The organism is Rhizobium sp. NLR8a (assembly GCF_019685235.1).
Classification (GTDB): Bacteria; Pseudomonadota; Alphaproteobacteria; order Rhizobiales; family Rhizobiaceae; genus Rhizobium.
In genome coordinates, this window is sequence record NZ_JABDWI010000006.1 from 259,474 (window position 1) to 271,845 (window position 12,372).

Sequence of the window (12,372 nt, forward strand, 5' to 3'; positions counted from 1 at the left end):
AATTGCACGATCAGCGTCGAGGAGGCTAGATCAAAATGGCGAGCTTTTCCACTACCTTAATGAGAATCGTAGTGCGGTCGTTTCCATCGGACGCAGGCACGGGAGACAGACGAACGTCTTCGCATCACTCCATCTGAATGTTCGCGCCCTTGACGACCGGCCCCCATTTGGCGAGCTCGGATTTTACATGGACGGCGAGTTCTTCCGGTGTCGAGCCGACGATGGTGGCGCTGAACTCCTTCATCCGTTCGGCAACGGCGGGGTCAGTGAGCGCCTTTCTGGCCGAGGCGTTGAGGCGCGTGACCGCCTCGCTCGGCGTTTTTGCCGGAGCGAAGAGCGCGTTCCAAGTATAGGTCTCATAGCCTGGAATGCCTGACTCGGCGATCGTCGGCACGTCGGGGAAGGAGGGTGCGCGCTCGGCCGTCGTCACCGCCAGCGCCCGCAGCGTGCCTGCCTTGATATGGCTGGACGATGAGGGCAGGTTATCGAACATGATCGGCACCTGGTTGCCGATGACGTCGTTCAATGCAGGCCCCGCGCCCTTGTACGGGATGTGCTGCATGCTGACGCCGGCCATCGACTTGAAAAGTTCGCCGGAAAGATGCAGCGGCGTGCCGTTGCCCGACGAGGCGTAACTGTATTTATCGGGCTCGGCCTTCAAGAGCGCGATCAGCTCCTGCACCGTCTTTGCCGGCAATTCCGGATTGACGACCAGCACGTTCGGCACGACGACGAGCAGCGAGACCGGCGCGAAATCCTTCTCGGGATCGTAGGGGGTCGATTTGAGGATCAGCGGGTTGAGGGCGTGGGTCGCGACCGTGCCCATCAGAATGGTGTAGCCGTCGGGCTCAGCGCGGGCGACGTTGCCGGCGCCGAGGTTACCGCCGGCGCCTGCGACGTTCTGGACGATCACCTGCTGGCCGAGATCCTCCGACATCTTCTGCGCGACGATGCGCGCGACGACATCGGTTGAGCCGCCGGCGGCGAAAGGCACGACCATGGTGATCGCGCGATCGGGAAAATCCGTGGCAACGGCAGGCCTGCCAAGCGCCAGCATTGCAGTGAGGCCAAGAGCGAGCGCGAGGCCCGTGCGTCGCGTGATGTTGGAAAGCGCCATTCCTATCTCCTCCCATGAATTCAACAGCAATCCCCACCCAGGGGCATGAAGAGGGTAGGGCAGGGGGCGGGAAAGACAACCGCGGGAAGGCGCAGCGAAGTCCGACTTTAGTAGCGTGCGGCCAAGGGCGCCTGCCGGCTATTTGGCCGCGAGCACATCCTCCTTGGCGGCGTCGAATTGCAGCCGGGCGAGGCGGGCATAGATGCCCCCGTGGCGGATCAGAGTTTGATGCGTGCCTTCCTCGACGACGCGCCCCTGATCCATGACGAGGATGCGGTCGGCCTTCAGCACGGTTGCCAGGCGATGGGCGATGACGAGCGTCGTGCGGCCATCCATTAAGCCGTCGAGCGCCTTCTGCACCAGGGTCTCGCTTTCGGCGTCAAGCGCGGAGGTCGCCTCGTCGAGCAGCAGCACGGGCGCGTTCTTCAGAATGGCGCGGGCAATGGCGATGCGCTGTCGCTGGCCGCCGGAGAGGGTGACGCCACGTTCGCCGACCTCCGTCTCATAGCCGTTCTCCAGTCGGGCGATGAATTCGTCGGCCTGGGAGGCAAGCGCTGCAGCGCGGACTTCCTCACGCGATGCACCAGGGCGGCCGAAGGCGATGTTGTCATGGATCGATGCGGCGAAGATCGTGACGTCCTGCGGCACGATGGCGATGCGCTGGCGCAACTCGTCGGGCGTCGTCAGCCGGGCATCGACACCGTCAATCGCCACGCTGCCCTGCTGCGGATCGTAGAAGCGCAGCAGCAACGAAAAGACTGTGCTTTTGCCGGCGCCGGAGGGGCCGACGATGGCGACGGTTTCGCCTGGAGCAACGGCGAAGCTCAAGCCATGCAGGGCCGATTTTCCGGGGCGCGAGGGATAGGCGAAATGCACGTCGGAAAACTCGACGCGGCCGCGGCTGGGCGAAGGGAGGGCCTCGGGGTTGGCGGGGGCTGATATCGGCGACACCTCGTCAAGAAGTTCAGTCAACCGGTCGGCGGCGCCGGCCGCCTGCGAGAGTTCGCCCCAGACCTCCGACAGCGCGCCGAGCGATCCCGCGGAGATCACGGCGTAGAGCAGGAACTGGCCGAGCGTGCCGGCAGACAGCGTGCCGGCCAGCACGCTGTGGGCGCCGACCCAGAGTACGGCGACGACGCTGCCGAAGATTAGGGTGATGGCGATGCCCGTCAAGAGTGCGCGTGAGCGGATGGCGGCGCGGGCGGCTTCGTAGGCGGATTCGACGGCGCCGGCGTATCGCGTCGCCGCGGCATCCTCGCCGTTGAAGGCCTGTACCGTACGGGTCGCGGCGATCGTCTCATTGGCGAAGGCGGACGCTTCGGCAAGCGTATCCTGAGCGGCGCGAGATCGCCTGCGCACCGAGCGGCCAAAGGCGACGAGCGGGAAGACGATCAGCGGGATCGCTCCGATGACGAGGCTCGAAAGTTTCGGCGAGGTGACGACCATCATGCCCATGGCGCCGAGACAGAGAATGAGGTTCCTGAGCGCCACCGAGACGGTGGCGCCGACGGCGGACTTGATCTGCGTCGTATCGGCGGTCAGACGCGAGACGATCTCGCCGGACTGGTTGACGTCAAAGAAGGAGGGAGACAGCCGCGTCACATGGCTAAAGACGTCGCGGCGAAGATCGGCGACGATGCGTTCGCCGATGGTGATAACGAAATAATAGCGCAGCGCGCTGGCGACCGCGAGAACGATGGCCATGACCATCAGCATGGCGAAGTAGCTGTTGATGAAGCTGCCGTCAGACTGGTTGAAGCCATGATCGATCATGCGGCGCACGGCGAGCGGCAGGGCCAGCGAGGTCATGGCGGCAAGCGCCAACGAAATCAGCGCGCCAGCCACCAGCCCGCGATAGCGCATGACATAAGGCGTCAGCCTGCCGAGCGGCCGCAGCGACCGTCTCTTGTTTTCCTCAGCCTGTGCCTGCTCTGCCAAATCGTCTCCATTCGCCCGCAGGACCACGCAATGCGGCCTGTTGGCTCTTGTTATCCCGGCGTCCTTCATGTATAGGCACCGCATCCTAATGGGAAGCCGTAGCCATCACGACTGCGGCTTCATTTATTCAATCGGTTCGGTGGCCGCAACTGCATGCGGCAAATTGAACTCCGGTATCGCAGGAAGATTGTTATGAAGGCAGGCATCCATCCCGACTATCACACGATCAAGGTAGTCATGACCGATGGCACCGAATACGAAACCCGCTCGACCTGGGGTTCGGAAGGCGCTGTCATGAACCTCGAAATCGATTCCAAGTCGCATCCGGCCTGGACGGGCGGCAACCAGCAGCTCATGGACCGCGGTGGCCGCGTTTCCAAGTTCAATAAGCGTTTCGGCGGCCTCGGTCTCTAATCGCTTCTGCTTGACGACGTTTCGCAAGGAGCCCGGTTCTGCCGGGCTTTTTTGCGTTTGCAGAACGGTGCGCAGCGGCAACAAAAAACCGGCCGCGCACTGCGCAGCCGGCCCAAATGAATTTAGCAGGTTTGGTCAGTTGTTGCCGAAGGCGGTCTGCAGCAGGGAAAGCTGCGCCTGGACGCTGTTCTGATTGTCATGAACGATCACGGCTTCAGCCGGACGATAGATTTCGCGATCCAGCAGCGCGATGCGGTTCTGCAGGCGCAAGGAGCGCTCGACGAGGTCGCGGAAGGATTCCGGCAGGTCGCCCCAGCCGGGTGCTGCGCGGTCGACGTTGAAGCCGTCGAGGCGGACCTTGTTCTTCTCTGCCAGCACCTGGTCACGCGACATCTCACCATTGTTGACGGCGCGCTGCAGCAGCAGCCACGAGGCCATCTGCATCAGGCGGGTGGTCAGCCGCATCGATTCCGCGGCGTAGAGGACGGATGCCATGCGCGGCAGAACCTTGGAGGCTGCGCGGCCTTGGCCATCGAGATAGGCGGCGGTCTCTTCGACCAGTGACATGCCTTCGGCATAGAGTGCCTTGAACTGTGAGGATGCAGCCGCGCGGCCCGCAAAACTGATCGTGTTCAATCCAACTTCCGACATCGCAATAGTCCCTGTTGCACGCAGCTACTTATGGTCAGGTAACGCCGGGCTTAACGGAAAAGTTTCCGCGTCCGGTCTTTATGACTTTAAGATGGTATCATTAGCGCAAATGCGCAAGCCGTTTCTTAAGAAAGGGTTAATCTCCACAGTTTCATGGAAATGCGCCGGCCGCAGCAAAAAGAAGAGCCGCAAAAGCGGCTCTCAAGGTAAAACAGGGAGAAAAATCAGACCAATTCACCGCTTGGAAAACTGTCTGAGATCCAGAGAAAGCCTGGATGAGTACAGTAATACGTTATAAAGCTTAATATTTTATTAACATTGTGCCGAATGAAGACTTGAGGTTGGCTCATTTTCCTGCCTATGGCCTTGTTTTCGGAGGCTTTTAGCGGTTCACGAACGGAAGAAGCTTTCGGCGGCCTGTCGCCCGGACGCCTTGCGGGCGGCTTCGGCTTCGAGCCGGGCGATCTCGGTTTTCAGCAATTCCACTCGCGCCTTCAGCTCATCCACCGAAAGCAGGGAGAGATCGGCGCCGATCTCGTGGGCGGTTTTCTTCTGCGGCCGGTCATCATCGATAAAGCTCATCGGTTCTCCTCCTTTTGCTGCCGGCAGCATAATGCCGAAAAATGCGGCCGATACGGAATCGGAATTTAGGCCGATCCGGCCCAAATCCAGTCTCGCCTCCCCATTTTTCGTTTTTCGCGAACCACGGAGAAAACCGCAGTGCGGTTTGCAGGAAGGCCTAACCGAATTTTACAGCAGGATCGCTGCTTTCGGGAGATTTGCCGGTGCCACGATCGGCCAGCGACATGCTTTGGGGTGTCAGCATCGGTGACGTGCCGGTCGGGATCGTCGTATAGGCGTCGCGGTCGCTGGCCGGGACGGCGGCGCGGATGCGGCTTCTGATAATCGCATAAACGGTGATCAACACATGGGCGACGGCGGTGACCAGGAAAAGCGCGTGCGGGGTGATCGCCGACATGACGGGGCCGCCGAGCGTCGGGCCGATGACTGTGCCGATGCCGTAGAGCAGCAGCAGGCCGCCGGAGACTTTGACGAAATCCTCCGACGCCGCGAAGTCGTTCGCGTGAGCGACAGCGATCGGGTAGAGCGTATTGGCAACCGCGCCGTAAAGGACAACGAGCCCGATCAGCAAGCCCGGTGATGTCGGGTGAAGCAGAAAGATCAGCAAGCCGGCGATGGCGGCAATCGCCGACAATGCGGCGAGCACGTAGCGCCGGTCGATACGATCAGAAAGCCGGCCGGCCGGGAGCTGCATCATGGCGCCGGCGAAGATGGTGGCGCTCATCATGACGGCGATGCTGGTGTCGGAAAGGCCGGCACCGGCGCCGAAGACAGCTCCAAGCGTGCCGTAAGCGCCGTTGGCGATGCCGACGAGCAGAATGCCGAGGCAGGAAACGGGTGAATTGCGATAGAGCGCCGGCAGGTCGAGGCGCACGGCTTTCAGCGGCTGCGGTGACGCCGCGGTCGAAAGCGTCGTCGGCAGCATGGCGATGCAATAAAAGATGCCGCAGATCATGAACAGCACGGGCGTGCGTACATCCTCGAGCGGGATCATCATCTGGCCGCCGACGACACCGAGCAGGGTGATGCCGATATAGAGCGAGAAGATCGCACCGCGGCTCTCGTTGCTGGCGCGCTCGTTCAGCCAGCTTTCGATGATCATCGAGGTGCCGGCGGTGGAGAAGCCGGTCACCGCGCGCAGGATCACCCACCAGAACGGATCGATGATTATGCCGCTGACCAACGCGATAATGGCGATGATCGAGATGAAGCCGGAGAAGGCTCTGACATGGCCGACGCGGCGCACCAGTTTTGGCGCCACCAGGCAGCCGATGACGAAGCCGCCAGCCCACGAGGTGCCAAGCAGGCCCAGCGTCGTCGTGGCGTAGCCTTCGAGATTGCCGCGCACGGGAAGCAGGATACCCTGCAGACCATTGCCCATGAAAAGGAAGAGCGTGCCAAAGAGCAGCGCGGCGACGGACAGCAGATTTCTCTTCATTTCCCCAGACTCGGTCTCAAGCGATTATGAACGGACATAAGGCAAGACCTGCGCCTGCCCAGCCTCAAGATGATTGATTGTGCCCCGGAATGCCTTTACGGCGTGTGTGAACCTCTTGTTCGCGCGGAAAAATGTCCGTCCTGTGACATTCCGAAAAACGGAAAAAATAAAGCATGACAAAGTTGATAGCCTTGCTGCTCATCCTTGCCATGGCGATACAGGTGATCAAGCCGCTCGAGCTTCCCGGCCTCAGGCGGCGGATGGATTTCTGGAAAATCGCTCTGATCGCCTTCGGCATATGGGCAATGGCGCTGCTGTCGCGCGACTTCGTGATGTAAGCTTCGGATTCAAGCCTCGATGTGGCCGTCAGTCCTGCAGGATGATTTCGCCGCGCATTACGGAAACACAGCTTCCCGAGATGATGACATCGGTGACGATACCGCCGGATTTTGCCACGTCGAGGGTGATGACGCTGCGCCGCCCCGTTTCAATGCCCTGTTCGATGGTGATGCGGACGTTCATATTGGCCTCCGGCGTCAGCGTGACGAGATAGGCGCCGAGAGCGGCCGAAGCGCTGCCCGTCGCGGGGTCCTCAGGCACGTTGTCCAGCGGCGCGAACATGCGGGCGCGGATAGCCCACGAATTTTCGGGTGTCCTGGTATAGACGAAGAGCGAGAAGTCGTGGCCGCTCGTCGTCTGCCGGCCGGCGGCGGCCTGGAAGCCGGCAAGGTTCGGGCGGGCGGCGGAGAGCGCCTCGAGCCCGCTCAATTCGGCGACGGCGAAGTTCAGGCCGACCGAGGCAAAGACCGGGGCGTGGGTGGTTTTGACGATGGCGCCGGGTTCGAGCCCGATGCAGCGGGCGATGATTTCCTCGGCAATGGTATCGCCGACCGTCAGTGGCTGCGGTGCGCGGATGGCGGCGGCCGCGACCTTTCCGCCGCTGCGTCTCAGCTCGACCTCGACGATGCCGGCTTCTTCCTCGAAGCGCAGCTTCTCGCCGACCGGCTTACCGAAGATCTCCGCCTGCTGGCCGAGCACATAGGCAGTGCCGACATTCGGATGGCCGGCAAAGGGGATCTCCATCGTCGGGGTGAAGATGCGCACGCGGGCGGAATTCTCGGGGTCTTCAGGTGGCAGGACGAAGGTCACTTCGGAATAGTTGAACTCGGTGGCGATCCTCTGCATCGCCGCATCGCTCAGACCGCGGGCATCCGATATGACGGCAAGCGGATTGCCCTCGAAACGGGTGGACGTGAAGACATCGACGGTGACGTAGGAAATGGTGTCCATAGCGGCTCCTCTTGCAGCGGGCCGTTATGAATAATCACGATTTTTCGCGGGACGAAGCGGTTTCTTGTCGCCGAGACAATGCTGAGGGCTGTCTATCGCGTTGCGCTGATTTTTACGCAGATTCGTCGGATGGGGAGTGCGAGGCCTCTCCGAACTCCCTCATTCCTGTGCTCGTCACAGGAATCCAGCCACGGCGCGTCTGCGCCGTGAATGAATCAATATCTCAAGGGAAAGAGTCTTCCGCGCCCAAAGACTTGGGAGCACTGGATTCCTGTGGCAAGCACAGGAATGAGGGAGGCGAGGGGATTAGGCACGAGCAGTAACGTTGATGTGCTGCCCTTGCCCGAATCCCAGATGCTAAAACTCAGGCCGCCTTTTCCAGGTCTTTCTTCCAGCTGCCCTTGGCGGCGAGGCTGTTCATCTCGGCGCGGTGGGTGAATTCACGCTGGCCGGCGGCGACGTTTTCCGGCTTGCCGTTCCAGGCCTTGAGCGCGCTGTCCTGCAGGGCGCGACCGTAGGAGAAGGTGACGAACCAGGGCAGGCCGGCCGTGGCATTGATCGCCGAAAGGTGCGCGGTCGCCTCTTCGGTCGACTGGCCGCCGGAGAGGAAGGCGATGCCGGGAACCGCAGAGGGAACCGTGCGCTTCAGCACCTGCACGGTGCGTTCGGCGACTTCGGCGACCGAGGCCTTGCGGGCGTTCTTGCCGTCGATGACCATGTTCGGCTTCAGGATCATGCCTTCGAGGCTGACGCGGGCATCGGCCAGCTCCTCAAAAACGATGCGCAGGGTGGATTCGGTGACTTCGGCGCAGCGGTCGATATTATGGTCGCCCGGCTTGCCGTCCATTAGGCATTCCGGCTCGACGATCGGAACGATTTTGGCTTCCTGGCAGAGGGCCGCGTAGCGGGCAAGCGCCTGAGCGTTGGCGCGAACCGAGCCGCGGGTCGGCAGCGTCGAGGAGATCGCGATGACGCCGCGCCACTTGGCGAAACGGGCGCCGGCTTCATAATATCGAGCCAGACGTTCGCCGAGGCCATCGAGGCCTTCGGTGATGGTTTCGCCTGGAAATTTGGCCATCGGCTTGGCGCCGGTATCGACCTTGATGCCGGGAATTGAACCAGCGGCGCGGATGATGTCGACGAAAGGCGTGCCGTCGGCGGCCTTCTGGAAAAGCGTCTCTTCGTAGAGGATGACGCCGGAAATATACTTCTTCATCGCCTCGTCGGAGCGGAAGAGCATTTCGCGGTAATCGCGACGGCTGATTTCGGTCGATTCGAGATTGATCGTGTCGAAACGCTTCTTGATGGTGGAGGTCGATTCATCGGCCGCAAGCAGTCCCCGGCCGCCTGCAACCATCTGCACTGCAATGTCTTCCAGTCGTTCGCTCATTCGTTCTCTCCACAGCATGAAACATCGGCGGTTTAAGAATATAGGACGGCGATAACAGAAGTTTATAGGGAGGAAAATGGAAGGCTAAATCGTTGAAACGATTGAAATCGTTTCAATCGTTTGAAAAACTGGGATTTTTTCCGGCGCTTGAGCAAAAGACCGCGCAAGGCTACTCGCCGCCGCGGTCTATCCCCATATAAAACCTGTCAAATCCGCTTAGCAGTCATTTGCCGGCATTGAGGACGGCGACGCCGGGCAACTCCTTGCCTTCCATCCATTCGAGAAAAGCGCCGCCGGCAGTGGAGACATAGGTGAAGTTGTCGGCAACGCCGGCATGGTTCAGTGCTGAGACGGTGTCGCCGCCGCCGGCAACGGAGGTCAGCTTGCCGGTCGCTGTGCGCTCGGCGGCGTATTTCGCGGCAGCTACCGTTGCGGTATCGAAGGGCTCGATCTCGAAGGCGCCGAGCGGACCGTTCCAGACGAGCGTCGAGGCACGCTCGATCCAGGCATTGATGGCCTGAATGGATTTCGGCCCGACGTCGAGCACCATGGCATCGGCGGGAATGGCGTTGATATCGACCGTCTCATTGGCGGCGCCCGCCTTGAACTCGCGGGCGACGACGCCGTCTTCCGGCAGGATGATGGCGCAGCCTGATGTCGCGGCCTCGATCATGATCTGCTTGGCGGTTTCAGCAAGATCATGCTCGCAGAGCGACTTGCCGACACTGGTGCCACGCGCGGCGATGAAAGTATTGGCCATGCCGCCGCCGATGACGAGTGCATCGACCTTCTTCACAAGATTCATCAAAAGGTCGATCTTGGTCGAGACCTTGGCGCCGCCGACGATGGCGACGACGGGACGGGCAGGATTACCGAGACCTTTTTCCAGCGCTTCCAGCTCGGCCTGCATGGTGCGGCCGGCATAGGCCGGCAGGTGGTGGGCAAGGCCTTCGGTGGAAGCATGGGCGCGGTGGGCGGCGGAGAAGGCGTCGTTGACATAGATATCGCCGTTGGCGGCGAGCGCCTTGGTGAAGTCGGGATCGTTCTTTTCCTCGCCCTTGTGAAAGCGGGTGTTTTCCAGCAGCAGAATATCGCCGTTATTCATTCCGGCTACGGCGGAGGCGGCGGCCTCGCCGATACAGTCGGAGGCCGTCAGCACCGCATGATCGAGCACCTCCTCGACGGAAGGGGCGATCAGCGACAGCGACAGATCCGGCGACGGACCGTCCTTCGGCCGGCCGAAATGGGCAAGCAGGATCACTTTGGCGCCCTTGCCCGATAGTTCGAGGATCGTCGGCGTCACACGCTCGATGCGCGTCGTATCGGTGACCTTGCCGTCCTTGACCGGGACGTTGAGGTCGACGCGGATGAGCACGCGCTTGCCGCTGATGTCGGAGAGATCGTCGAGGGTCTTGAAAGAAGGCATGGGGAAGATCCAGTCTTGGTTGGCGGAAGTCGCGCCGACCATAGCAAGGATCATTCGAGACGCAAGGCGTTCAACAGCCGTTTTCGCGCCTGGCTTCGTCGCCTCCGGCCGATGCTTTCGGCATGGTTTCGGAGGCCGCCGCTTCGCGGTTGCGACGTCCGTTCAACCTGTCGCGGATGCGCTGGATAATGTCCTTGAGATTGATGAAGATCGGCAGCGTCGTGGCCGGTTCGACCGCTTCGAGCGACATGCCGACGGAGGTGACGTGGTCGTGCTCGTCGAGATCACGGACGATGAGGATGATCGAGCCGAGACGGACGCGATCGGCATAATCGGCCTTGCCGCCGAGGCGCTGCCGCATCAGTTCGGCGATGGTCAGGCCTTTCTCGGATTCGTTGAGCAGGCCGGGCCCATAGGCGGCATCGAGATCGGCCGCGGGACGGGCGGGTGAGAGCGCGAAGGCGCCGAAGAATTCGGCATCATCCTCGTCCACCGGCGCACGGCTGGCGAAGAGCCGGTCGAGCAGCCGGGAATAACTCGGCACGATGAAGAGATAGACTAGATCGTTTTCGCGCAGCCGCCCGGCATACTGGTAGCGCATCGATTTACCGTCGCGGATGACGAGCGAAGGGGTTGCCCAGCGCGGAATGCGCTCGCCGCGCAGCACCGGACTATCCTTGATCACGCGATAGGAGAGCAGTTCGTGGTTGGCGGCACCCGGCAGGTCGACCTCGACCTTATCGACGGCGCCGATGCGTGGCGGAATGATCAGGCCGAGCTTCTTGGCGACGGGTTTGATCGTCCAGCCCTGCACCAGCAGGGAGACCAGCACGATAATGAAGGCGGTGTTGAAAAAGATCTGGCCGTTTTCCAGCCGGCCGAGGATCGGCATGATGGCAAGCAGGATGGAGACGGCGCCGCGCAGACCGACCCAGGCGACGAAGCCGATTTCCTGCTGGGTGTAATCGAATGGGAGCAGCGACAGCCAGATCGCCAGCGGCCGGGCGACGAAGATCAGGAAGAGGGCAAGCAGGATCGCTGGCACGATGATGACGGGGAATTGCGACGGTGTCGCGAGCAGGCCGAGCACCAGAAACATGATGATCTGCGCCAGCCAGGTCATGCCGTCCTGGAAGCGTTTGATGGTGCCGATCGCCTGCATCTTGCGATTTCCGGCATAGATGCCGGCGACATAGACGGCGAGAAAGCCGCTGCCCCCGACCGTGCCGGCAAAGGAGAAGACGAGAAGGGCAAGCGCCAGCACGAAGATCGGCGTCAGGCCGCGATCGGTGTCGAGCCTGCTGACGATCAGCACGATCATCATGCCGCCGAGCAGGCCGAGGATGACGCCGAGCCCCATCTGCTGCACGAACATGGCGAGCATGCCGATATTGATGCCAGCATAACGCTCGCCGCTCGCCAGGACCTCTACAAGGGCGATGGTGAGGAAGATCGCCATCGGATCGTTGGTGCCGGATTCGACTTCCAGCGTCGAGCGCACCTTATCGCGGATGTTGATGCCGCCGATGCGCAGCAGGAAGAAGACGGCGGCGGCATCCGTCGAGGCGACGATCGAGCCGAGCAGCAGGCCTTCGAGCCAGGTGAAGTCCAGCAGCCACATGGCGGCGACGGCAAAGAGCGAGGCGGTGATCAGCACGCCGACCGAGGCGAGCGTGAGGGAGGGAACGGCTGCCAGCCGGAAGGCCTGCATCGGCGTGCCGAAGCCGGAATCGAACAGGATGACGGCAAGGGCAATGGAGCCGAGGATGTAGGCCAGATAATTGTTGCTGAATTCGATGCCGAGGCCGTCGACGCCGGCGGCGAGGCCGATCATCAGGAAGAGCAGCAGCAGCGGGGCGCCGAAGCGGAAGGCGAGCAGGCTTGAAAAAGCGGCAAGAAGCACGAGCGCCGTCGCGACCAGCACCACGATATAGAACGCTTCCATGCCCACCCCTTTTCATCGACTGCCTTGCGGATGCGGCCACCCCTAGCCGATCCGTCTATTCCAACCCTCCACCACGCGCGTCGATTCATCAGTAAACGGCAAAACGACAGAGAAGGGTAGGCCTTGCGGCTTAACCTCGTCTCGTGCTGCATCATGCTGCTGAACGGCTGCCGGACGGCCA

General features: G+C 61.7%; 11 protein-coding genes. 2 read left to right on the top strand and 9 right to left on the bottom strand.

The window, feature by feature from the left end:
- Positions 1-124 precede the first annotated feature (124 nt).
- Positions 125-1,117 carry a tripartite tricarboxylate transporter substrate binding protein gene (locus tag HJC04_RS13540; protein WP_210629904.1) on the bottom strand — a complete coding sequence of 331 codons (993 nt, stop codon included), beginning with the start codon at positions 1,115-1,117 and terminating at the stop codon, positions 125-127.
- 138 nt (positions 1,118-1,255) lie between these two features.
- A complete protein-coding gene (locus tag HJC04_RS13545) occupies positions 1,256-3,055 on the bottom strand; it encodes an ABC transporter transmembrane domain-containing protein (RefSeq protein ID WP_221146444.1) in 1,800 nt (599 codons plus the stop codon).
- A gap of 192 nt (positions 3,056-3,247) precedes the next feature.
- Between HJC04_RS13545 and rpmE the strand changes: the two genes are divergently transcribed.
- A complete protein-coding gene (gene rpmE, locus HJC04_RS13550; RefSeq protein WP_009990270.1) occupies positions 3,248-3,469 on the top strand; it encodes a 50S ribosomal protein L31 in 222 nt (73 codons plus the stop codon).
- Positions 3,470-3,604: 135 nt separating this feature from the next.
- Here rpmE and HJC04_RS13555 read toward each other — a convergent pair whose 3' ends face one another.
- The 3 genes from HJC04_RS13555 to HJC04_RS13565 form a co-directional block, all read right to left on the bottom strand.
- Positions 3,605-4,120, bottom strand: coding sequence for a DUF1465 family protein (locus tag HJC04_RS13555; protein ID WP_004679442.1), 516 nt, complete (start codon positions 4,118-4,120; stop codon positions 3,605-3,607).
- Positions 4,121-4,510: 390 nt separating this feature from the next.
- A complete protein-coding gene (locus HJC04_RS13560) occupies positions 4,511-4,702 on the bottom strand; it encodes a DUF1192 domain-containing protein (RefSeq protein WP_221146445.1) in 192 nt (63 codons plus the stop codon).
- 157 nt (positions 4,703-4,859) lie between these two features.
- On the bottom strand, positions 4,860-6,140 hold the full coding sequence (locus HJC04_RS13565) for an MFS transporter (protein WP_210629906.1): 1,281 nt from the start codon (positions 6,138-6,140) through the stop codon (positions 4,860-4,862).
- A 173-nt stretch (positions 6,141-6,313) separates the two neighbouring features.
- On the opposite strand from HJC04_RS13565, the gene HJC04_RS13570 reads away from it, so the two are divergent.
- Positions 6,314-6,478, top strand: a complete 165-nt coding sequence (locus HJC04_RS13570; protein ID WP_221146446.1) for a hypothetical protein — start codon at positions 6,314-6,316, stop codon at positions 6,476-6,478.
- 28 nt (positions 6,479-6,506) lie between these two features.
- Here HJC04_RS13570 and HJC04_RS13575 read toward each other — a convergent pair whose 3' ends face one another.
- The 4 genes from HJC04_RS13575 to HJC04_RS13590 all read right to left on the bottom strand — a co-directional run bounded on the left by HJC04_RS13575 (position 6,507) and on the right by HJC04_RS13590 (position 12,191).
- On the bottom strand, positions 6,507-7,430 hold the full coding sequence (locus tag HJC04_RS13575; protein ID WP_221146447.1) for a PhzF family phenazine biosynthesis protein: 924 nt from the start codon (positions 7,428-7,430) through the stop codon (positions 6,507-6,509).
- A 364-nt stretch (positions 7,431-7,794) separates the two neighbouring features.
- Positions 7,795-8,820 (bottom strand): class I fructose-bisphosphate aldolase, encoded by a 1,026-nt coding sequence (locus tag HJC04_RS13580; RefSeq protein WP_210629909.1) that lies wholly within the window; start codon positions 8,818-8,820, stop codon positions 7,795-7,797.
- A 223-nt stretch (positions 8,821-9,043) separates the two neighbouring features.
- Positions 9,044-10,246, bottom strand: a complete 1,203-nt coding sequence (locus HJC04_RS13585) for a phosphoglycerate kinase (RefSeq protein ID WP_221146448.1) — start codon at positions 10,244-10,246, stop codon at positions 9,044-9,046.
- Positions 10,247-10,316: 70 nt separating this feature from the next.
- Positions 10,317-12,191 (bottom strand): potassium/proton antiporter, encoded by a 1,875-nt coding sequence (locus HJC04_RS13590; protein ID WP_221146449.1) that lies wholly within the window; start codon positions 12,189-12,191, stop codon positions 10,317-10,319.
- Between the last annotated feature and the right edge of the window lie 181 nt (positions 12,192-12,372).

Coding starts and splice junctions, on each gene's coding strand:
- HJC04_RS13540 (WP_210629904.1), bottom strand. CDS start 1,117: ATGGCGCTTTCCAACATCACGCGACGCACGGGCCTCGCGCTCGCTCTT.
- rpmE (WP_009990270.1), top strand. CDS start 3,248: ATGAAGGCAGGCATCCATCCCGACTATCACACGATCAAGGTAGTCATG.
- HJC04_RS13555 (WP_004679442.1), bottom strand. CDS start 4,120: ATGTCGGAAGTTGGATTGAACACGATCAGTTTTGCGGGCCGCGCGGCT.
- HJC04_RS13560 (WP_221146445.1), bottom strand. CDS start 4,702: ATGAGCTTTATCGATGATGACCGGCCGCAGAAGAAAACCGCCCACGAG.
- HJC04_RS13565 (WP_210629906.1), bottom strand. CDS start 6,140: ATGAAGAGAAATCTGCTGTCCGTCGCCGCGCTGCTCTTTGGCACGCTC.
- HJC04_RS13570 (WP_221146446.1), top strand. CDS start 6,314: ATGACAAAGTTGATAGCCTTGCTGCTCATCCTTGCCATGGCGATACAG.
- HJC04_RS13575 (WP_221146447.1), bottom strand. CDS start 7,430: ATGGACACCATTTCCTACGTCACCGTCGATGTCTTCACGTCCACCCGT.
- HJC04_RS13580 (WP_210629909.1), bottom strand. CDS start 8,820: ATGAGCGAACGACTGGAAGACATTGCAGTGCAGATGGTTGCAGGCGGC.
- HJC04_RS13585 (WP_221146448.1), bottom strand. CDS start 10,246: ATGCCTTCTTTCAAGACCCTCGACGATCTCTCCGACATCAGCGGCAAG.
- HJC04_RS13590 (WP_221146449.1), bottom strand. CDS start 12,191: ATGGAAGCGTTCTATATCGTGGTGCTGGTCGCGACGGCGCTCGTGCTT.